This is a genomic window from Micromonospora polyrhachis, assembly GCF_014203835.1.
Taxonomy (GTDB): domain Bacteria; phylum Actinomycetota; class Actinomycetes; order Mycobacteriales; family Micromonosporaceae; genus Micromonospora_H; species Micromonospora_H polyrhachis.
Genome location: NZ_JACHJW010000001.1, coordinates 429,687 through 450,071 on the forward strand (window position 1 = coordinate 429,687; position 20,385 = coordinate 450,071).

The 20,385-nt window shown below is 68.6% G+C and carries 21 protein-coding genes, 1 tRNA gene and 2 pseudogenes; 6 read left to right on the forward strand and 18 right to left on the reverse strand.

Annotated elements, in window-relative coordinates; translation table 11 throughout:
* Positions 1-39: 39 nt before the first annotated feature.
* The 5 genes from FHR38_RS01590 to FHR38_RS01610 form a co-directional block, all read right to left on the reverse strand.
* A complete protein-coding gene (locus tag FHR38_RS01590; protein ID WP_184532139.1) occupies positions 40-1,098 on the reverse strand; it encodes a hypothetical protein in 1,059 nt (352 codons plus the stop codon).
* Positions 1,095-1,427, reverse strand: a complete 333-nt coding sequence (locus FHR38_RS01595; protein WP_184539098.1) for a PadR family transcriptional regulator — start codon at positions 1,425-1,427, stop codon at positions 1,095-1,097. The genes FHR38_RS01590 and FHR38_RS01595 overlap by 4 nt, the downstream gene beginning before the upstream one ends.
* Before the next feature lie 608 nt (positions 1,428-2,035).
* On the reverse strand, positions 2,036-2,413 hold the full coding sequence (locus tag FHR38_RS01600; protein ID WP_184539100.1) for an ArsR/SmtB family transcription factor: 378 nt from the start codon (positions 2,411-2,413) through the stop codon (positions 2,036-2,038).
* A gap of 240 nt (positions 2,414-2,653) precedes the next feature.
* The gene (locus FHR38_RS01605; protein WP_312881716.1) at positions 2,654-3,493 is read right to left on the reverse strand and encodes a hypothetical protein; all 840 of its coding nucleotides are present in this window, start codon (positions 3,491-3,493) and stop codon (positions 2,654-2,656) included.
* Between the two features lie 88 nt (positions 3,494-3,581).
* Positions 3,582-4,127, reverse strand: coding sequence for a DNA cytosine methyltransferase (locus FHR38_RS01610; protein ID WP_184532144.1), 546 nt, complete (start codon positions 4,125-4,127; stop codon positions 3,582-3,584).
* A gap of 605 nt (positions 4,128-4,732) precedes the next feature.
* On the opposite strand from FHR38_RS01610, the gene FHR38_RS01615 reads away from it, so the two are divergent.
* A complete protein-coding gene (locus FHR38_RS01615; protein ID WP_184532146.1) occupies positions 4,733-5,536 on the forward strand; it encodes a hypothetical protein in 804 nt (267 codons plus the stop codon).
* A gap of 329 nt (positions 5,537-5,865) precedes the next feature.
* On the opposite strand, the gene FHR38_RS01620 is transcribed toward FHR38_RS01615, so the two are convergent.
* Positions 5,866-6,675, reverse strand: a complete 810-nt coding sequence (locus FHR38_RS01620; protein WP_184532147.1) for an RAD23 family protein — start codon at positions 6,673-6,675, stop codon at positions 5,866-5,868.
* A 335-nt stretch (positions 6,676-7,010) separates the two neighbouring features.
* Between FHR38_RS01620 and FHR38_RS31825 the strand changes: the two are divergent.
* The 4 genes and pseudogenes from FHR38_RS31825 to FHR38_RS01635 all read left to right on the forward strand — a co-directional run.
* Positions 7,011-7,177, forward strand: a pseudogene (locus FHR38_RS31825) (transposase); the annotation flags it as partial.
* A gap of 816 nt (positions 7,178-7,993) precedes the next feature.
* Positions 7,994-8,095: pseudogene (locus tag FHR38_RS33460) on the forward strand (SEC-C metal-binding domain-containing protein); the annotation flags it as partial.
* Positions 8,096-8,108: 13 nt separating this feature from the next.
* Positions 8,109-8,516 carry a hypothetical protein gene (locus tag FHR38_RS01630; RefSeq protein WP_184532149.1) on the forward strand — a complete coding sequence of 136 codons (408 nt, stop codon included), beginning with the start codon at positions 8,109-8,111 and terminating at the stop codon, positions 8,514-8,516.
* Positions 8,509-9,147, forward strand: coding sequence for a hypothetical protein (locus FHR38_RS01635; RefSeq protein WP_184532151.1), 639 nt, complete (start codon positions 8,509-8,511; stop codon positions 9,145-9,147). The genes FHR38_RS01630 and FHR38_RS01635 overlap by 8 nt, the downstream gene beginning before the upstream one ends.
* 99 nt (positions 9,148-9,246) lie before the next feature.
* Here FHR38_RS01635 and FHR38_RS01640 read toward each other — a convergent pair whose 3' ends face one another.
* The 3 genes from FHR38_RS01640 to FHR38_RS01650 all read right to left on the reverse strand — a co-directional run bounded on the left by FHR38_RS01640 (position 9,247) and on the right by FHR38_RS01650 (position 10,771).
* Positions 9,247-9,714 (reverse strand): hypothetical protein, encoded by a 468-nt coding sequence (locus FHR38_RS01640; RefSeq protein ID WP_184532153.1) that lies wholly within the window; start codon positions 9,712-9,714, stop codon positions 9,247-9,249.
* 104 nt (positions 9,715-9,818) lie between these two features.
* Entirely contained in the window at positions 9,819-10,238 is a 420-nt protein-coding gene (locus tag FHR38_RS01645) for a hypothetical protein (protein ID WP_184532155.1), read from the reverse strand.
* Positions 10,235-10,771, reverse strand: coding sequence for a hypothetical protein (locus FHR38_RS01650; RefSeq protein ID WP_221448880.1), 537 nt, complete (start codon positions 10,769-10,771; stop codon positions 10,235-10,237). The genes FHR38_RS01645 and FHR38_RS01650 overlap by 4 nt, the downstream gene beginning before the upstream one ends.
* Positions 10,772-10,832: 61 nt before the next feature.
* Here FHR38_RS01650 and FHR38_RS01655 point away from each other — a divergent pair, with 61 nt between their 5' ends.
* A complete protein-coding gene (locus FHR38_RS01655; protein ID WP_184532157.1) occupies positions 10,833-11,201 on the forward strand; it encodes a tyrosine-type recombinase/integrase in 369 nt (122 codons plus the stop codon).
* 33 nt (positions 11,202-11,234) lie between these two features.
* Here FHR38_RS01655 and FHR38_RS01660 read toward each other — a convergent pair.
* The 9 genes from FHR38_RS01660 to ald form a co-directional block, all read right to left on the reverse strand.
* Positions 11,235-11,308 (reverse strand) — tRNA-Pro (locus tag FHR38_RS01660).
* 200 nt (positions 11,309-11,508) lie between these two features.
* A complete protein-coding gene (gene der / locus FHR38_RS01665; RefSeq protein ID WP_184532159.1) occupies positions 11,509-12,909 on the reverse strand; it encodes a ribosome biogenesis GTPase Der in 1,401 nt (466 codons plus the stop codon).
* A 76-nt stretch (positions 12,910-12,985) separates the two neighbouring features.
* Positions 12,986-13,666: a (d)CMP kinase gene (gene cmk / locus FHR38_RS01670; protein WP_184532161.1), complete on the reverse strand. Its 681-nt coding sequence runs from the start codon at positions 13,664-13,666 to the stop codon at positions 12,986-12,988.
* A 294-nt stretch (positions 13,667-13,960) separates the two neighbouring features.
* Positions 13,961-14,737, reverse strand: a complete 777-nt coding sequence (locus FHR38_RS01675; protein ID WP_184532163.1) for a pseudouridine synthase — start codon at positions 14,735-14,737, stop codon at positions 13,961-13,963.
* On the reverse strand, positions 14,724-15,797 hold the full coding sequence (gene scpB / locus FHR38_RS01680) for an SMC-Scp complex subunit ScpB (RefSeq protein ID WP_184532165.1): 1,074 nt from the start codon (positions 15,795-15,797) through the stop codon (positions 14,724-14,726). Before scpB ends, FHR38_RS01675 begins: the two co-directional genes overlap by 14 nt.
* On the reverse strand, positions 15,794-16,825 hold the full coding sequence (locus tag FHR38_RS01685; RefSeq protein ID WP_184532166.1) for a segregation and condensation protein A: 1,032 nt from the start codon (positions 16,823-16,825) through the stop codon (positions 15,794-15,796). Before FHR38_RS01685 ends, scpB begins: the two co-directional genes overlap by 4 nt.
* Before the next feature lie 44 nt (positions 16,826-16,869).
* Positions 16,870-17,799, reverse strand: a complete 930-nt coding sequence (locus FHR38_RS01690) for a ParA family protein (protein WP_184532167.1) — start codon at positions 17,797-17,799, stop codon at positions 16,870-16,872.
* A 183-nt stretch (positions 17,800-17,982) separates the two neighbouring features.
* Positions 17,983-19,023 carry a site-specific tyrosine recombinase XerD gene (locus FHR38_RS01695; RefSeq protein WP_184532168.1) on the reverse strand — a complete coding sequence of 347 codons (1,041 nt, stop codon included), beginning with the start codon at positions 19,021-19,023 and terminating at the stop codon, positions 17,983-17,985.
* Between the two features lie 29 nt (positions 19,024-19,052).
* Entirely contained in the window at positions 19,053-20,168 is a 1,116-nt protein-coding gene (gene ald / locus FHR38_RS01700; RefSeq protein ID WP_184532169.1) for an alanine dehydrogenase, read from the reverse strand.
* Positions 20,169-20,385 lie beyond the last annotated feature (217 nt).

Here is a 20,385-nt window from a genome sequence, read left to right on the forward strand (position 1 = left end):
TTACGTCTCGGTTCGGTGGTGCCGCGGTTGGGCGAGTTCCTACGTCGGTGTGGTGGGTCTTGGGGCGACGGTGGGGATCGATGGAAGTCGGCGCAGTGCCCGGATGGCCAGTACGGCGAGCGGTACGCCTACCGCTAGGACGGCGGCAACCTCTACGGAAGCGATCGTGGCGAGTGTTGTCCGCTGTGCCTGGTTGCTGTAGTCGGGCAGGGTTGCGGTTCGCAGGGCGAGCGCGGTTACGGCGAGTAGGGTGAGCGCCAGTGACCATGGCAGCCTCCGAGATGGACGACTGGGTACTCGACCGGCCAGGTGGACCACCATGGCGACAGTGACCACCGCGCAGGACAGGCCCGGCCAGTCCAGCAGCCTCAGCGCCGGTCTGGTCGCCTGGATGGTGAACAGCGGCACGGGGACGAGGAAGATGCCGATCGGCAGCGCGAGGAGCCAAGGGCGGCGCGGCACCGGTGGGGCGCCGTGGTGAAAAGCCGCCATCGCGAGTAGCAGGAGCACGTCGATGAGCCGCATCGCCCAGGGTGACACGGACAGCGGTACGTCACCGGCGGCTTGTTCCACGGCGGTGGTGATGGCCGGAGGCACGATGGCGAGCAGGGCGACCGCTTGGGCCACGCGCCGGTGTCCGAGGACGAGCGCGACGTAGGCCGGTAACCAGGCGTAGCCGGCGAGATTCCACGCGGTGTGCCAGATGTTCGACGGCGGGCTGAGTGGCCATTCCAGTGCAGGCGTCGGCAACCAGGCGATCTTCCCGGAGAGCCACAGTGTGACGGCGATGCTGGCGGTGACCATGACGGCGTGGGCCAGCATCGCCATCAGGGTCGCCAGTCGCACGGCATGCCCCCAGGCGAACGAGCGGGGTGGCGCGTCAGCCCCGCCGAGACGCAAACGAACGGCGAGAGACACGATGCTGGCGACCTCGGACAGGCTCGGCCGGCCGTAGTCCGTGACATACGCGGTGGTCTCGGAGTCGCCGGTGTCCATGCTGTCCAGGAAGGCGGCGACCATGTCGTCTTCCCATTCCTGCCGGTAGGCGGCGGGCAGCAGCCGAAGAAGGAACCGGTAGCGCTCCTCCAGCCGGCTCACGACGGCGTCCCCGTGATCGGGTTCCGCCGCTCGCGCAACCGGGTCGAGGCGAGGCGTGCGTTGGCGGCCAGCCGTTGAGCCTCTGCGTCGAGGGCATGGCGACCCCGCTCGGTCAACCGGTAGTACCGGCGTAACCGTCCTTGCCATGCCTCCTCGCGATCCAGTTCGACCAGGCCATCACCGACGAGTCGGTCCAAGACCCCGTACAAGGAGCCAATCTTCAGCTGCACGCGGCCCCGCGACAGTTCCACCACCTCCGCGACGATCCCGTAGCCGTGGCGCGGAGCGTCGAGCAGCGCGGTGAGGATGAAGAAGGCTGGTTCCGTCATCGCCCGAGAACTCATCCACTTAATATAGTGGAAGACAAGATATGCTGTGTACCGGAAGCCGAGCTGGCATCGACGGGTTCACCGGCCCCTGGCACGCGCGGAGCCCACGACAAGAAGGAGTGATCATGGGTGACGGTGACACGGCGGACGCCGGAGACCTGGGCGGGCCGGATTTCGCTCCTGCGATACCAGCGGTGGAGAGCAGCGTCGTCGGCGCCCCGCCCACCAACGGGGCGGCCATCGTCCTGGGCCCCGGATACAGCGGTCATGTCCTACTGCCCCGGACCCCGCAACGGGTTCGGCCGCTGCCCCTAGTCGCAAGTGACCTTGGCGGCGGAGCTGGAGAGGATTCACGGGCAGCGCCGGCGATCTCGTAACGGGGCCGGAAGCTAGCGAACGACCGCGTCGGAACGTCTGGACGTCGCAGACCGGTGCCGACGTCACCTTCGGTGACGAGCGCTTCGCGGCAGAAGCGGATGCGCCTTATGACGCCGCCGCGCCGACCGCGACCAGGGCCTTCACGAGGTTGTGGCCAGCAGTCAGATGCGCCAGACGAAGGCTGCGCCGGTTGAGCAGTGCCCGCCGCGCCGGGCTCGGTGCAGCGCTGGTCAAGGCGCTCGCCGCGCCACCGCTGGCGTGTCTGCGCCGTAGCCGGGGCACAACGCCACTGCGGAACCGGTCGCCTCGAGCATATCCTCGGCAGCCGCCAGCATGTCCATCAGCTCCAGGCGGGCCAGCGCATAGAACGACTGCCGGCCCTGCACCCGGTAATCCACCAGACCACGGTCCCGCAAGCACGCCAAGTGCTTCGACACCGTCGACTGGGCCAGACCCAGTTCCTCGGTCAGATCCACCACCCGCGCCTCACCGGCCGCGAGCCGCGACACGATCCGCAGCCGGGTCTCGTCAGCCAACGACCGGAACAGAGCCACCGCCGGCGTCATCCCCGCGGCCCCCGCCGCAGTAGCGCACCCATCCTGACCCATCGCCAGCTGCGATGATGACTTGATTCGGCGATGGGCCAGGTCGAGGGGCAGACGTTCCTCACGGAACGTGGTCAAGGTTGCGGTCAGCCGGGCAGCACTCGATCAGATCGAATACGCACGGCTGCCAGTCCGCGCGGTGGCCGGTGCTGCCGATGCCAATCCTCGACGAAGCGGCAGGCTTGCACGAAGGCGACCGGCACGGTCCGCAGGCTCACCCGGCGTCCTCCGGGGTGGGATCGGTCATGTTGGCACCTGCCACCGGTGCGGGCACAGCAGCAGTCGCGGCGCGATGGCTGTCTGCTGGGGAACGACGCCGTTGCCGAGGACCCGCAGCGCGGCGGTACGCGGCAACCCCAGCCCTGGGTCGGTAACCCAGTGCTCATCGAGGCCCATGAGCCACTCCACGAACGGTGGCGCCAGCACGGGCTTGCCGTGCCGGCCGGGCTGGGTTGGCTCCGGCACGGGACGGCCGAGCAGCAGCTCCCAGCGGGCCACCGCGTCGGCGTAGACACCCCATCGGTCGGCATTCGGCTGGCCAAGTCCTGCCACGGTGGTGCGCAGGTCCATCCCGCCGTCGCTGTGTCGGCCCGGCCCTCGTGTGTCTGAGGCGCGTGGAGTGGGCGGGGGCTGGGCCGGTACCCGCACCGCCGCCGACGGGAGCGTGAGATCACCATGCGACCCGCGCTGCCCGGGGCAGCCCCTCGTGCCATCGGTCGCTCTCGGTGTGGGCAGCAGTACCTGCGACAGCGGTGGACGCCACCCGGCCCCGGCCCGCCGCCCTGGGGTCCCGGTGTCACTGGCCCTCGGCGTCGGCAGCAACCGAGCCCCGTCGGTCAATGTCCGCCCCGCAGCCCCGGTGGGGACGGGTGCCTGCGGACCGGGCGGCTTGCCGCGGGGATGCGGTTGGTAGCCCTGGACGGCGGATTCCAGGGTGGGCCGCCAGGTGTCTCGGTTGTTGCCGCTCATGTAGCCGGTGCCGCCGCTGGCGGTCGGGGTCGGCAACAACCGCGTGGCGACGCCGGCCAAGCTCGGCCGGCGGGTCGCTCCGGGCGACGGGGACATGTTCGACCCGTATGCCACCGCGGTAAGTATGGGCAGAAGGCCGTGGCGGGTTCCGGTCGGTTCGACCAGGTCCGGCAAGCCGTACTGATGGCCGGGGCCCTTGCCGTCACGAGCGCACGGCGTCGGCAACGTCCGCACCCCCTCGGTCTGCGGGAGTGGCCAGCAGGAACAGCCGGTCTCTGCGGTGGGCCGCGCCGACGTCGGATGCGCGTAGGCATAACCAGCTCGTGTCGTACCCGATTTCGGCCAGGTCGGTGTGGACGACGTCGAGCCCTCGTCGCAGGAGGGCGGCGACGTTCTCCACGAAGAGGAGCGGCGGTCGAAGTACGCGAACGGCTGTGGCGACGTGCTTCCAGACGCTGGAGTGCTCGCCGGTGATACCAACGCGTCGTCCCGCGTTGGAGATGTCCTGGCAGGGGAATCCCGCCGTGAGGATGTCGACCGGCTCGACACGAGTCCAGTCGACGGTGCGGATGTCCCCAAGGTTCGGGGCGTCGGGCCAGTGGTGGGCGAGGACGGTGCTGGCGTGCCGATCGGTCTCGGCGTACCGGGCGAGCCGGCCGCCGAGCACCAGCTCGACGGCCAGGTCGAGTCCGCCGTACCCAGTGCAGACGGATCCGATCCGCGGGCCGGTGGTGTGCCCAATGGTCACGCCACCTCCCCGTACCAGACGTCCGTTGTCGCCGGTTCGTCGTGCGGGCAGGTCCACGGTCCGCAACCAGGCATATCAGCCGGCTGGGGGCGTGGACGCAGCACCACCTCGTCGAGCGGCACCCGCTGCCGGTGTAGGAAGAACTGACCCCGCAGCGGCGTCCGCCCACTCCGTCGGGCTGTTGGCCTTCAGCTCGGCCCAAAACCGGTCATCGTGAAACGGGCACGGATGCCCCTCGGCGTTGGCTCGCGCGGAGCCGTTACGGATCGCGTGGTCGAACGCGACCGGGTGCATGTCATGGCTCCTTGTGAATGGTGGAGACGAAGACGCCGGCCGCGGATCGCGGCGGCGTCGAGTTCTGTTGAGCTGTGGGGCCGTTTGGCTGGGGTGATGAGCGGCGGTTCGATGTCGCCTACGCCGTCGGCGGCGTGGCGGCTCTGCAACGTCTGCGACGGCGGCGGCCGTGTGTGGCGAGCGGCGCGGTCAGCGTCGGCGGCAGGACAGACGAGCCGCTGGGCGGAGCGTGACGGCGTGCCTGCAACTGGCGCGCCTGCTCGCGGCAAATACGGAGGCCGGGCAGGGGATTCGGCGCCATGATGGCGGCTGTGATCGCGACTTCCCGCGTTGCTCGGCAGACCAACCGTTGGGTCCGGTTCGCCGCAGTGACTGTGCAGGTGTTTCCCGCAGTAGCCGACGAGGTCACGGTCGCGCCGGGTGTTCTTCACGACGAGGCGCAGTGGCAGGAGGCCGTGTGCGGGGCGCATGAGGCGCTACGTCACGTGCCGACCGGTCGGGGCCGTCATCGGGTGACCGTCGTAGACGCCCTGACTACCGAGGTCGACACGGGTGCTGGTGACGTGTACGAGGCCACCGCGCAAGCGGTGCGGCTGGCGCTGTCTCTCGACCCTTCGCCGTTCGCCAGTTTCAGCGACCCACGGATGGTGACCAGCTGGCTGCGGGATCGGATCGGACGACGGCTGGTCGAGGTGACCGAGGCCCGCTACTGGAACAACGGTGAACGCGATCCGGACACCGCGGCGAGTCTCGTTCACTCCTGGCTGCACTTCGACCACCGGCCGCCGACCCAGCTGCACGGCTGTGGTGACGACGTTCAGCTGAGCATCGCCGACCCGTACCTGGGCTATGAGATGGGTCAGTTCGGTGAGGTGCGGGTCGCCTCGGCGGCCGTGCCGGACCTGCTGGCCGGGGCGGTGGGACGACGGCTGACCGACGCCGCGATCATCCTCGGGCCCCACGACCGGCCAGCCTGTGCCGGATTGCTGCTACGCCTGGACGAAGTCAAGGTCGCCATCGGAACGTTCGGCGACGAGTGGGTCCTCGCCCTCGACGAGCCGCCGACCCGCCTCGCGCCGTACTGGCGTTTGCAGCCCTGGATCATGCAGGCATGAAGGCTGCGGGCCGGCACACGTTCATCGACACGTCCGAAGCCGACTTGGGATTCGATAACGCTATGTAGCGATCGACTCGCGGCAGAAGCGGATGCCCCGCCAGAGCGGATCCAAGTGAGGATCGTTGTGACGTACGCGGGCTGGCCGGTAGCCGAGTCGGCGGTCGAAGGCCGGCGCAGACGTGTGTAGCCGTCCAGCTCCGGGTTGTAGGTCTCCGACCCGACCCGGAACCCGTCGTTCGGCAGGTCCGGGTGCCGCTTCTGGGCGCTGAAGGCGGAGCAGGACGGCAACCACTCCGTTGAGGTCGCCCTGGTGGCCCAACAGCACGATCAACTCGTAGGCAGCGTCCCGGTCCCCGGCGTCGCCGCGGCGATGGAACTCGTCGAGGTCGTCCTAGGCGGATCATCTGATGTTGTCGGAGGGTCGGCAACCGCAGACGGCGACTCGGAGCCGACCGAGGCTTCCACGGCCAGCGGCTTGCCACGCAGCGGCGACGGCTTACGGGAAGCGGGCAGCGCCGGAGCAACCGGCGACTGTACCGCCACCGTCACCGACGGAAAGGCCATCAGCTGGACGACGACCACCAAGCCAGGCAGCATGACCGAGAGGAGAGCGGCGGCGATGAATACATCCGGCGAGACGCCGTCCGTCCAGTAGCTCCGGTCGGCAGCGGTCAACAATCCGAAGATGACGGCACAGCTGAAGGCGTAGGCAATCCCAAGGTAGGCCGCGTGGGTCACCGCCCGATGCGCCCCGTAACGGAGTCGGGGAGCACACGCGTGCCCGACGATGACCAGCGCAACCAGTGCCGACCATGCTCGAATCAGCCAGTCGAGCCATGGGTACGTGCCCTCAGGCCGGACATCCCTCAGATAGTCGTGGGCGGTCACCGTCAACTGCCCGACTATTACCAGGGACAGACCGTACGCGGTCACCCGGATGAACCGGAGCGGGGATTCGAACTCGCTGCGCCCGGCGATCAGCCACGCTAAGCCGGTGAACAGGGTGAGCGAGCCGACCCCGAGCAGCCCGGCCGCCACCGTGGTCTGCGTCCAGACTCGGGGGCAGGTCCGTTCACCGGCGATGACGCCGAAGAAAAAGCTGTCCAGCGCGAACGTGACCAGGCCGGCGATGAACATGGTCAACGCCTTGGCCGAAGAGGCTCTCGACCTCTGCCTGTCGATTAGCATGACTATGCCAGCGAAGACGAGGCCAGCGACCACACCGGCCAGTTGGGAGTGTGCCCCGGCCGAGCCGACCGGATCCCAATCTACCGCCTCACACCCTTCACCCACCGGTACCTCGCTCAAGTCCTTGGCGATTGGGCTACACCGTCGACGATATCGATACAAGTTCCACTTTAGAGGACGAAGGCAAGGATCTCCGGGCACATCACCGTCGGGCTGTCCACATCAAAATCTACGACGGACGATGCAATGACTTAGGTGGACCAGCCCCACTCGCCCGAGACCTCGTGCCAAGCGTAGCGGTGACGAGGCGGCATGACCTGACCGACAGGCAGGGGCTGTTCTGGTCCCTCTACTGCCTGCCACACCGACGACAGGTCGTCCGCCGAAATGGGAGAAACGACAGCTCATCGACGGGATCCGGTGGCGGATCCGGATCGGTATCCCACGGCGGGCGTGGATAACCATCCGTGCTGGACGGGTCTACATTGGCTCGGCTCGCTGACGGGAGCGGGCATTGTTGTCACGGCCACACGACGGGCCTCGCGTGAAACCATTTGCAGTAACGTTGGGGCGAAATTTTACCGGTCAGGCCCTCTATCATCCTGGCTTTTCTTTTGCGGCGGCATCGCACCAAAACCACCCCGGCCTCGATGATCGTTTGATTCCGCCACCGGCGAGCTGCCAGGGGTTGGGAAAGTCCGGTCGGCGATCGGGCTGCTAGCGTCAAGCGACCCCGGGCCGGGACTACTACCAGCGCAAACGAGCCGCAGGAAAGACCCACAAAGAAGCCATGCGCTGCCTGAAACGCCGCCTCGCGGACGTCGTCTACCGGACCATGGTCCACGACACGGAGACCTCTCTGCTGCCAACACCTTGACACAGAGAGGTGCCGTTAGCGAGATAGCCCCTCCTGCCTCGACAGCCAGCAGAAGGAGCGTCGAACTCTGCACGCCCACTTCTCTCGGGTGTTCGTGACTGTTGTAGTTGGTGTGCCGAGGGATTCGCAGTTGGCTGAAGCAAGTAGTGGTTCCTCTGGTCGAAGTTGGACATGAAGAAGGCCCGGCGAGCGCCGGGGCCTTCTTGGTTCGGTGTTGCCTTGTTCGGTTGTCGTGGGTCGTGGGCTGCTGTTGGCGTACAGGTTTCAGCGCAGAGTTGGGTATGCCAAATCTGCTGTGGTGATCGTCCATGCCACACCCGTCGAGGGCGGATTGGCTGGCGGCGGGCTCGTAGAGCTGTGTGAACAGCGACATCTCTATGATGCGGAAGCAACGATCCCTGCCCGTGCGGCTCAGGACGGCGGTTTCGCCGGTGCTGCTGCGCCAAGGGCCGGTTCGACGACACCAACGGTCACTACTACGTACGGGACTGACGGAACCATTTCGATGGACATGCTGATCGGTTGTCGGCTGGCCACGGTCACGCGGCTGGCCTGGCACTGGCCCGGTGACCCGGTCGATCTCACCACCGGGCCGGTCCACCTCGTCGTTGACGACGGCCGTGGGCTGCTGTTCGACGGGCGCAGTGACTGGTCCCTGACGATCGTGCCGACGGCTCCGGGTGACGAGAGCTGGCGGTCGGCCTACGACTTCGACGGTGGTCGCTGGGCCGGGCGGGATGCCTCCGGCGAGGAGCCGTTCGCCTCCGTGATCGCGGGAGTGCTGAGCGGTTGGGACCCGGAGCGCGACGAGGCTGGCCAGCGGGTCGGCGGCACCCTGCACGTCGGCGACCGGGCGGTGCGGCTGGGGCTGTGGGAGGGCGAGGTGATCTCGTACGCTGCCGGGCGTGGGTAACTTCCTCAAGACGACGCTGGCCCGGGTGCCGGACGGATTCGACCTGCCGGAGCCGCTGCGCCTGCTCTTCGCCTGGGTCGACGAGCAGGGTTTCGTGGTGAAAGGGCACGACGGGGATCTGTACGGCTCGTTGAGCGACAGCGGCTGGGTGGGCACCTCGATCGAGTTGCGTGGCTACACCGCCAAGCAGACTCTGTCGTACGCACGGTCCTGGTTCGACGAGTCGGTCAGGGATACGGCCGCACGGTTGTGGCCGTTCGCACAGACCGGTGGCGAGGGTTCGATGGCCGCGCTGTGGCGCGACGGTGAGGGGCGGGTCAGGATCGTTCATCTCGGTTCGGGCAGCGGTTCGATCATGACGTGTGTGCTCGCCGACGATGCGGTCGACTTTCTGCGGCTGCTGGCGATCGGTTACCGGGAGATCTGCTGGAACGAGGAGTTCGGCGCGCCGCCCGAGCCGTGGGACGCCGATCACGAAATCGTCAATGCGCCCTACCGGGACTGGCTGCACCGTACCTTCGGCGTCACCGCCCCGGCGACCGGGCTGGAGATCGTGGCGGAGCCCGCCGAGATGGGCGACGAGGAGACGACGGACCCGTTCTGCCGCTGGGTCGACAATAAGGAAGCCTGAGCCCGTTCCCGGCGCAGGACGCTCCGGCGATCTCCGGCTACAAGATCTTGCCAGAGCCACTTCAGGGCGTACACCGACAGTTGCGGTCGCAGCGAGGGCTTACCAGTCGTCGGAGCCGAATGTCTCCGGGTCATGGGTGCTGTTCCAGATCGCGTTGTCGATCGCGGCTTGTTCTCGGTCGTGTTGGACGGTGCCGTCGAGCCAGGCTCGTTCGCTCGCGAGCGTGGCCAGTTTGCCGCGGACCCGCTTCTCCGCAGGGGTCACTTTCGCCGGCTTTCGTTTGCCCCGTGGTGCGGCGAAGCTGCTTCGGTTGCGGTCCAGTTGACTTTGTTCGGCTCGTAGCGTGGTTTCTTCCTGCCGCACTTGGGCCAGTAGAGTTGCCCGCTCGGCGGCGAGTTCCTTCAACTCGCGGCGGACCTCGCGCAGCTCAGGTGACTGTCGAGTGCCTTGGGGCGCACGCCGTTGCAGGTCGGTTTGCCGGGTGCGTAGTGCCGTTTCCCGTTCTACGATGTCCATCGCTCGGCGCTTTCGTGGCGTGGATGCGGCGTCTGATCGGGCATCGTTCATGGTTCGGCGACCCTTCTTCTCCGCAGGGGCAAGAGGTATGTCTCGATACTCGGTCCGGGAGGCGATCCAGAGAAAGGGGTGTTTTCGTCGTTCCCCCAAGCGGTTCAAGTCGGTGGGATGCCGGGTCGTGGGTGCAAGGCCCGGACGTTGTCCGGCAACGCCGTCTGTGCTCGCAGGGTGTCGATTTCGATGCTCAGAGCGCGGATGACCTGGGCGTAGGTGTCGATTCGTTCGGTCAGTTCGGTGTTGTTCTCCCGGAGGCGCTTGTTGGCGGCTTCGAGATCTGCGAGCTTGCCGTGTAGGTGTTGGAACGCTGGTGGGATGCCGTTGACGGCCCGCCGCTGTTGCTCGAAGGCTTGACGCAGGTCGGGATGTTTGTGGGTTAGTACCCACCGTTTGACGCCGGCTTCGGCGGCCAACTGCAGGACGGTCAGCGCTCCGGTGGAGCGGGTGGGGGTGCCGGCCAGGAGTCGGCGGGTGGCGGCTTGGATGGCGTCGCGTTCGGCTTGCCGGTCGGTGGTCATCGGGTTCGTCCTGTGTGGTGTCGGGTGATGATGTGTTCGAGGCGGGCGAGTTCGTGTCGTTCTCGGGCGTGACGCACTGGTGGGGCTGCGGGGTCGTTGACCACGGCTCGTAGGTGCGCGGCCTGTCGGCGCAGGATGTGGATGTCGCGGTCGGTGCGGGCGATGTTGGCGCAGTTCGGGCGGCAGTCGTCGATGTCGGGGGTGTGGCGGGTGCCGCGTTCGTCGGCGGCGACGCGGCAGGCGGCGCGGGCGGGGTCGAGCACGCAGGTCATGCCCTTGCCGGTGAAGATCTGCAGGTCGGGGTTGGCCAGCAGGGTGGCGGCTTCGCGGTTGGTGCGGAGCGTCCGGCCGGCGAAGCGGGTGGCCGCTGATACACGGGTGCGGTAGGTGTCGGCGGCGGGCCCGGACACGTGCTCTCCTTCGGTGAGCCGGTGGTGGGCGTCGGCCATGGATTCCAGCCGGGCAAGCCATTCTTCGAAGGCCAGGTCGTCGGGGAAGCCGGAGGCGTAACTGCCGAAGTAGCCGAGCGTCATCTTGACGCTGACATGTCCGTACTGAATCGCGGCGGCGACCAGGCCGCGGGGTCGGCGTGCGATGAACCAGGCCAGCGTCCGCCGTCAGTGGCGCCAGGCCCGCGCCGACACCAACCTCGCCTGGGTCACCCCCCACACCTTCCGCAAAACCGTGGCCACCCTCATCAAGAACGAGGCCGACACCAAGAGCGCCGCTGCCCAACTTGGACACTCCAGCGAAGAGGTCACCGACACCTACTACATCGCCAAACCCGTCCAAGCCCCCGACGTCTCCAGCATCCTGGAACGACTCGGCACCAGCCCGAACAGGCAATACCCACTCACAACGAACAACGACGCACACCGAAGACAAACCTGGTTGCCGCACCCGGTAAACGGGGGGTTTTCGGGGGGAGGTTCAAAACTCTATAGAGGAAGATTAAAGCCCTGACCAGCATTTCCGCTGGTCAGGGCTTTTTCTCTGTCGGGACGGCGGGATTCGAACCCACGACCCCTTGACCCCCAGTCAAGTGCGCTACCAAGCTGCGCCACGTCCCGCTGCTCGCAGCGCCTTACCCTGCGACAGCCGCTATAGCGTAGCGCAGACCGATCATGCCGCGCACACAGGCCTCCCCCGGCAAGCCACATCTGCAACTCCCATCACGCCCCCTACAGCGTCCTAGGAGGATAGGTGGCAGGCAAAGAGAAAGCAGGGCAGCGAGGAGATCGCCGCCCTGCTTTTTGTACGCCGAAAGGGGTTAGCCGTGCGCCTTGCCCCGGTTGCCCGGACCGAGCTTCTTGCGGGGCCGTACGGACACCTCGACTGGGCTGCCGGCGAAGCCGAACTCCTCACGCAGTTTGCGTTCGACGAACCGCTGGTAGCCGGCGTCGAGCGGGCCGGTGGTGAAGAGCACGAACCGGGGTGGGCAGGTGCCGGCCTGGGTGGCGAAGAGGATCCGAGGGGCGCGACCGCCCCGTACCGGGTGTGGGGTTTCCTGCACCAGGGCGGTGAGCCACTGGTTGAGGTGCCCGGTCGGCACCCGGGTCTCCCAGCTCGCCAACGCGGTACGTAACGCCGGGGCGAGCTTGTCGACGGCCCGGCCGGTTCTGGCCGAAACGTTGACCCGGATCGCCCACGGGATCCGGCGTAGCTCCCGCTCGATCTCCTTGTCGAGGTAGTAGCGCCGGTCGGCGTCCACCAAGTCCCACTTGTTGAAGGCGATGACCATGGCCCGGCCGGCTTCGGTGACCATCGTCAGGATCCGCTGGTCCTGCTCGCTGATCGGTTCGCTGGCGTCGAGCAGTACGACCGCCACCTCGGCCGCCTCGATCGCGCCGGCGGTACGCAGGCTCGCGTAGTACTCCGTACCGCTGGCCTTGCCCACCCGTTTGCGCAGGCCTGCGGTGTCGACGAGCTGCCAGGTCTCGCCACCGATCTCCACCAGGCTGTCGACTGGGTCGACCGTGGTACCGGCGACCGAGTCGACCACCGCCCGGTCCTCGCGGGCCAGCCGATTGAGCAGGCTGGACTTGCCGACGTTCGGGCGGCCCACCAGCGCCACCCGACGGGGTCCGCGCGGGCCGCCCTCGGTGACCGGTGGTGGTTCCGGCAGCGCCGCCAGGATCGCGTCGAGCAGGTCGCCGGAGCCCCTGCCGTGCAGGGCGGAGATCGGGAACGGCTCCCCCAGGCCGAGCGACCACAGCGAGGTGGCCTCGATCTCGACGGCAGCATTGTCGGCCTTGTTCGCGATCAGCAGCACCGGCTTGGCGCTACGCCGCAGCATCCGTACCGCGGCTTCGTCGACGTCGGTGGCACCAACGGTGGCGTCGACCACGAAGAGCACGACGTCGGCGGTGACGACCGCGGTCTCGGCCTGGTTGGCGATCGCCGCCGCCCGGTCCCGCGCGTCCGGTTCCCACCCGCCGGTGTCCACCACGGTGAACCGTCGGCCGGACCACTGGGCGTCGTATGGCACCCGATCCCGGGTCACGCCGGGAATGTCCTCGACGACGGCCTGCCGCCGGCCGATGATCCGGTTCACCAGGGTCGACTTGCCGACGTTGGGCCGGCCGACGACGGCGACCACCGGCACCGGGCCGCTCTGTTCAGCTTCCAGGTCCGGCTCGTCCAGTTCGATCCAGCCGTCTTCCACGCTCATGTTGCTGCCTCGTTTCGCTCACCGGCGCCATGAGGCTTCACCACGCCGAACCGATCAATCCACCCACGCCGACTGGTCATGTCCCCACCCGGCCGTCGAGCAGGGTACGCAGCTGGGTGACGACCTCGTCGATACCCAGCTCGGTGGTGTCGAGTACGACCGCATCCGCCGCCTGCGTCAGCGGGTCGGCCGCCCGGGTGGAGTCGAACTTGTCGCGGCGGGCCAGGTCGGCGGCAGTGACCAGCAGGTCGACGGCGTACTCGGTGCTGCGTCGTTGCGCCCGCGCGTCGGCCGAAGCGGTCAGGTAGACCTTCAGGTCGGCATCGGGTGCCACCACGGAACCGATGTCCCGACCCTCGACCACGATTCGTCCGGCCTCGGCGATGATCTCACGTTGCCGCGTGACGAGTAGTTCCCGTACCGCTGGGACGGCGGAGACCGCGGACACGGCGGCCGTCACCTCCGGCCCCCGGATCTCCCGGTCGACGGCGACACCGTCAGCGCTGATGTGCGGAGTCTGCGGGTCGACGCCGATCTGCAGCTCGATCTCACCGGCTACCTTCGCGACCGCCCCCTGGTCCTGCGGGTCGACGCCGGAGCGCAGCACCGCCCAGGTGATCGCCCGGTACATGGCACCGGTGTCGAGGTAGCGGGCGTCGATCTGGCTGGCCAGCCGACGGGAGACGGTGGACTTTCCCGAACCGGACGGGCCGTCCACGGCCACCACGCATCGTCCGGTCCGCACCTTTTCCGCCACCGTTCCTCCTTCATGCTGGATAGCGCATACCGCAGGTATCAAGGTCACCCACGCGCAAGGGTGCCTGGGTCTGGGCAGACTCCGGCCACTTCCCGCGTCTATTCTGCCCGGTCGGCTGGACCACTCCGCGCCCGCCATCGGCGGGGCGATCCGTACACGCGGGTACTCCCAATGCGCACCATCGCCCAGCCAGGCCCGGGCGGACACCCGGGCACATCGCACAGCTGGGCCCGGGCCGGCACTCCCCTCGGGCACAGTCGCCGGGTGTGCCGGAATGCCGGTTGGGCCGGATGGTCAGTCGTCGACGGCCTTGAAGAGGGCGGCAATCTCCGCGTTGGTCAGCCGACGGGTACGCCCGGCCCGCAGGTCACCGAGCCGGATCGGGCCGATCGACGTACGCACCAACCGGGAGACGGGGTGGCCCACCTCGTCGAGCAGTCGACGGACGATGTGTTTGCGTCCTTCGTGCAGCGTCAGCTCCACCTGGGCGGTACGCCCCAGCGTGTCTACCACCCGGAAAGAGTCGACCTTCGCCGGCCCGTCCTCCAACTCCACGCCTGCCAGCAAGCGTCGGCCGACGTTACGGGGCAGCGGTCCCGCCACCTCACACAGATAGGTCTTGGGTACGCCGTACGACGGGTGCATCAGCCGGTGGGCGAGGGTGCCGTCGTTGGTGAGCAGCAGCAGGCCCTCACTGTCGGCGTCGAGCCGGCCCACGTGGTAGACGCGCTCCTCCACCCGGCCGAGAAAGTCGGCCAGGGCGGCCCGTCCCTTCTCGTCGGCCATGGTGGAGACCACCCCACGGGGTTTGTTCATCGCCAGGTAGACCAGGCGGGTGTCGGCAACCACCCGTTCACCGTCGACGAAGATGACCGCCGAGGCGGGGTCGACCTTGTCGCCGAGTTGCGCGACCCGCCCGTCGACGGTGACCCGACGCCGGAAGATCAGGTCTTCGCAGGCGCGTCGGGAACCTACGCCGGCTGCGGCGAGCACCTTCTGCAGGCGTTCGGCGCCGACATCGTCGGACGGACCGGGTGCCACCCGGGGGACGCGGCTGTTATCGCGGGGCATCTACCATCTCTTCCACATCGTCGGGCAGGAACGGAGCCAGCGACGGCAGTTCGTTGACCGTGTCCAGCCCGAGTTTCTCCAGGAACAGGGTCGTCGTCCGGTAGAGGAAGGCACCGCTGTCCGGCTCGGTGCCGCACTCCTCGATCAGGCCGCGCGAGACCAGGGTACGGATGACCCCGTCGCAGTTGACACCCCGGATGGCCGAGATCCGCGACCGGGTCACCGGCTGTTTGTACGCGACCACGGCCAGCGTCTCCAGGGCGGCCTGGGTGAGCCGTACCGACTGCCCGTCCAGGATGAAGCGTTCCACGTAGCCGGCGTATTCCGGGCGGGTGTAGAGCCGCCACCCGCCGGCCGCCCGGCGCAGTTCGAAGCCGTGGCCGGTGGTCGTGTATCCCTCGGCGATCCGGTGCAGCAGGCGGGTGATCCGGTCGGTGGGCTGCTCCAGCACCTGGGCGAGGACGATCTCGGTGACTGGCTCGTCGACCACCAGCAGGATCGCCTCCAGGGCCCCGCGTAGCTCTTCCTCGTCGGCGAGGGCCAGGGTGGTGCCGCTCAGTTTGGCTGGCCCGGGCTTCGGGGCGCTGACGGGCGGGCTGACCTGGCTGGACTCGGCCTCGACTGGCTCGGGGGTAACGTCAGGTGCGGTAGCGTTTCCAGCCGATCCGGCGGCAGCCTCGACCGGCTCAGGGGTGAGATCAGGTTCAGGGGCGAGATCAGAGTCGGGGGTGAGATCAGAATCGGGGGCGAGGTCAGGTTTGGCAGCCTCCTCCAACCTTGCGATGCTCTCCCCAGGTTCAGCAGTACCCGCAGGCTCAGCGGCCACCTCGGGAGCCTCTTCGACGTCCGGCCCAGGACTCGTTCCCGCTGACTCCAGCGGCTCCAGCAGCTCCGGACCCGCCATGTCGACCTCGTCCGGAGCAGTCGTCGCCGTCGGTTCCCCAACAGCCGGAGGCGGGGATCCGGAAGGCACCGGGTCGGTACGTCGCTGCCGGGCCCAGGGTGGTACCCAGGCAGCCGCCTGTTCGGCGAGGGAGTCTGCCCGCTCGTCGCTGGTCACCTCGGCTGCTCCTTCGTCGTCGCGGGGGTCGGGGTCGTGGCGGAGGTCGAGGTCGTGGCGGAGGTCGAGGCCGTGGCGGGGGTCGAGGCCGTGACGGAAGGGCCGGTTTCGGGTGGCGGAGGCGAGCCGGCGTACTCGTCGATGTCGAGTTCGGCACCACCGTCGGCCGGCCCGGTCCACCGTACGGTCAACTCCCCCAGCGCCTGCACCTGGGCGAAGCCGACAAGCCCCTCCCGGTAGAGCTCCAGCAGGGCCAGGAACCGGGCCACCACCTCGAGCGTCGACTCGCAGTCGACACAGAGGGCCCGGAAGGTGGCCGTCCCGATCCGCCGCAGCCGGTCCCGCAGAATGGCGGCGTGCTCCCGGACACTGACCCGTACCTGGTGCACGTGGTCGATGGAGACCGTCGGGGGCGTCTTGGGGGTCATCGCCTTCACCGCCAGCGCGGCCAGCCGCTCCGGGCCGATGCCCAGCACCAGGTCCGGCAGCGCCTCGGCGTATCGGGGCTCCAGGGTGACCGCCCGCGGGTAGCGACGGGAACCGACGGCCTCCAGGACGGCGATGTGGGCGGCGGCCTCCTTGAACGCCTTGTACTGCAACAGTCGGGCGAAGAGCAGGTCCCGGGCTTCCAGGAGCGCGAGGTCCTCCTCGTCCTCGACCTGTGCGGCGGGGAGCAGCCGGGCGGCCTTGAGGTCGAGCAGGGTCGCGGCGACGACGAGGAACTCACTCGCCTCGTCGAGGTCCCAGTCGTCGCCCATCGCCCGGATGTAGGCGATGAACTCGTCGGTGACCTGGTGCAGGGCGACCTCGGTGACGTCGAGCTTGTGCTTGCCGATGAGTTGCAGCAGCAGGTCGAACGGGCCGGTGAAGTTGGCCAGTCGGACGGTGAAGCCGCCCGCCGGGTCGGTGCCCTCGGCTACGGTCGTCGCCACCGCCGCGGAGTCACCCGCCACCGCAGCGGGGTCGGGTACGACCTCGGCGGCATCGGCGGTGTCCGACGGTGCCGGATCGGGGGGCGGGGCGGTCACCCGCTGACCGTAGTCGACGGGCTCGGGGGCAGGGTGCACGCGGGCTACCGGTCGGCCTGCGCGGCGATCACCTCACGGGCCAACTGCCGGTAGTTACGCGCGCCCGACGACGCGGGGTCGAGCGTGGTGATCGGCGCACCGGCGACCGTGGACTCGGGGAACTTGACGGTCTTGGTGATCACCGTCTGGTAGACCTTGTCACCGAACGCCTCCACCACCCGTTGCAGCACCTGCCGACAGTGGGTGGTCCGACTGTCGTACATGGTGGCGAGGATGCCTTCGAGTTCGAGGTCGAAGTTGAGTCGTTCCCGCACCTTGTCGATGGTGTCCAACAACAGGGCCACCCCCCGCAGGCTGAAGAACTCGCACTCCAGCGGGATGAGCACCCCGTGGGCCACGGTGAGGGCGTTGATGGCGAGCAGCCCCAGCGAGGGCTGGCAGTCGATGAGGATGTAGTCGTATTCCTTACGGATGCTGCGCAGCACCCGCGCCAGGGCCATCTCCCGGGCGACCTCGTTGACCAGCTGGATCTCGGCGGCCGACAGGTCGATGTTGGCGGGCAGCAGGTGCAGACCGGCCACATCGGTCTTGATCAGAACGTCCTCGGCGCTGATGTCGTCCTGCATGAGCAGGTTGTAGACGGACAGGTCCAGATTGTGCGGGTTGACCCCCAGACCAACCGAGAGCGCGCCCTGCGGGTCGAAGTCGACCAGCAGCACCCGGCGGCCGTACTCGGCCAGCGCCGCCCCGAGGTTGATGGTGGTGGTGGTCTTACCCACGCCACCCTTCTGATTGGCCATCGCGATGATGCGAGCCGGACCATGCCGGTCGGTGGGCATCGGATCGGGAATGGGTTTACGCGCCGTGTAGGCGGCCGGATCCGCCGGACCCAACTCAGCGCCGAGGTTCAGAGCGGACTGCTGCTCGCGGAGCGTCGAGGTCCACGCCTCGGCACGGTCACCGTTACCAGCCATGTCCTTGTGCGCCCCCTCCCGACGACTGGCTCGACGTCGGAGCCGATTGGCGTCCTGTGCGGCGCCGCTGCGAACCTTGGTTGCCGCTCCACGAGGCCCGCGCCACCGCCGACTCTACGCCACCCTCCGCCCAGGGAGCCGACACCACCTCGGCGTGTCGACACGGCAGACGACCACGGTAGATTACCCGGCCCGGCCCAGTGCCCGAGGGTGGGCCGTCGCGTACACCTCCCGCAGCCGTTCCACCGTAACCAGCGTGTACACCTGGGTGGTGGTCACCGAGGCGTGACCGAGCAGTTCCTGCACCACCCGTACGTCGGCACCGCCGTCGAGTAGGTGCGTGGCGTACGAGTGGCGCAGGGTGTGTGGGGAGACCGCGCGGGGCCCGTCGACCGGCAGACCGGCGCGGGCGGCGGTCCGGCGCAGCACGGTCCAGGCGCTCTGCCGGGACAGCGGGCCACCCCGGGCGTTGAGAAACACCACGGGGGTGCCTCGACCGGCGGCGACAAGGGTCGGCCGGGCTCGCACCAGGTACGCCCGCAACGCGTCGACGGCGTACCCGCCGATCGGAACCGCCCGGGTACGGCCACCCTTGCCGTGCAGCACCGCGGTGCCCTCGGTCAGGTCCAGGTCGTCGACGACCGCGCCGACGGCCTCGGAGATCCGGGCCCCGGTGCCGTACAGGAACTCCAGCAGGGCCCGGTCGCGCAACGGCAAGAGGTTGTCCGGGCCGGTCGCCTCGATCGGCGGTGCCACCGTCTCCAGCAGTCGCGCCACCTCGGTGACGTCCAGCGCGCGGGGCAGCCGGCGCGGTGGCGTGGGTGGGCGTACGTCCCGGCTTGCGTCGTGGGCGACCAGCCCTTCGCGCATGGCGAACCGGTGCAGGCCCCGGATGGCGCTGGCCGCCCGGGCGGCCGACGCCGCCGACAGTGGTGGGTGCGCGCCGTCGCCGGTGCGCAGGCGGGCGACGTGCCCCGCGACGTCGGCGGGCATCACCGCGGTAAGGCCGTCGATACCGGCGGCGGCCAGGTCGGCCAGGTAGCGGCCCAGATCTCGGCGGTACGACGAGAGCGTGTTCGCGGACAGGCCACGCTCGACGGTGAGGTGGTCGAGGTAACCGCGCACCGCCCGGAGCAGGACAGGCGACGGCTCAGGCAGTCCGGCACCTGCACCGGCTCCGTCCAATGCTCGCTCGACCGCGACCGTCGTCCTGTCCGCAGCCATTGCTCCTTCTCGCGACCGTTCCCCTCCGCTCAGCGGAGGATGTCCTCCAGCGCGACGCTCGCCATGCCGTGCGCCTCGGCCACCGGACCGTAGGTTACCTGCCCGTCGTGGGTGTTCAGCCCCAGCGCGAGCGCGCGGTCCCGGCGGAGCGCCTCCCGCCAGCCGTGGTTGGCCAGTTCCAGGGCGTACGGCAGGGTGACGTTGGTCAGCGCGTACGTACTGGTGTGCGGCACCGCACCGGGCATGTTGGCGACACAGTAGAACAGCGAGTTGTGCACCGGGTAGACCGGATCGGCGTGGGTGGTCGGGCGGGAGTCCTCGAAGCAGCCCCCCTGGTCGATGGAGATGTCGACCAGCACGCTGCCCGGCTTCATCCGGGAGACCAGCTCGTTGGAGATCAGCGTCGGGGCCTTGGCCCCGGGCACCAGCACCGCGCCGATGATCAGGTCCGCGTCGAGCACGGCCCGCTCGATCTCGTACGCGTTGGACGCCACGGTCTTGAGGTGGCCCCGGTAGATGGCGTCGGCCTGCCGTAGCCGGGCGACGTTCTTGTCGAGCAGCAGCACCTCGGCCTGCAGGCCGAGCGCGATCGCCGCCGCGTTCATGCCGGAGACGCCCGCGCCGATGACCACGGTCTTGGCACCGTAGACGCCGGGTACGCCACCCATCAGTACGCCTCGACCCCCGCCCTGGCGCATCAGGTGGTACGCCCCGACCTGCGCGGCGAGCCGCCCGGCGACCTCGGACATGGGGGCGAGCAGCGGCAGTGTCCGGTCGGCGGTCTCCACCGTCTCGTACGCGATGCCGGTGACCTTCCGGTCGATCAGCGCATCGGTGCACTCCTTGGAGGCCGCCAGGTGCAGGTAGGTGAAGAGCACCTGGCCCGGCCGCATCCGGTGGTACTCCTCGGCGATCGGCTCTTTGACCTTGAGCACCAGTTCAGCCGCGTCCCACACCTCGTCGGCGGTGGCGAGGATGGTCGCGCCGGCCGCGGTGAACTCGTCGTCGGTGATGCTCGAGCCGGCACCGGCACCGGACTCGACGAGGACCTGGTGGCCGCTGCGGGTGAACTCGTTGACGCCCGCTGGCGTGATCGCCACGCGGTACTCGTGGTTCTTGACCTCGCGTGGGATTCCGACCTTCACGATGCAGCCACCTCTCTCCGGCAGTTCGACCCGACCGGCCCCGTCGCCGTCGTGGTCTTCCAGCCCCAGGGCCGCAGTCTAGGGCCGCTGTCCGGGTCGGACAGCCGCCATAGTGACAGCCGGTGACGGTCAGGCCTGACGATGTGTCAGGTGGCCAGAGATCGACCAGGAGCCCGATGACACATAGTCCAGAAGTACAGTGTTGTCACACAATCGT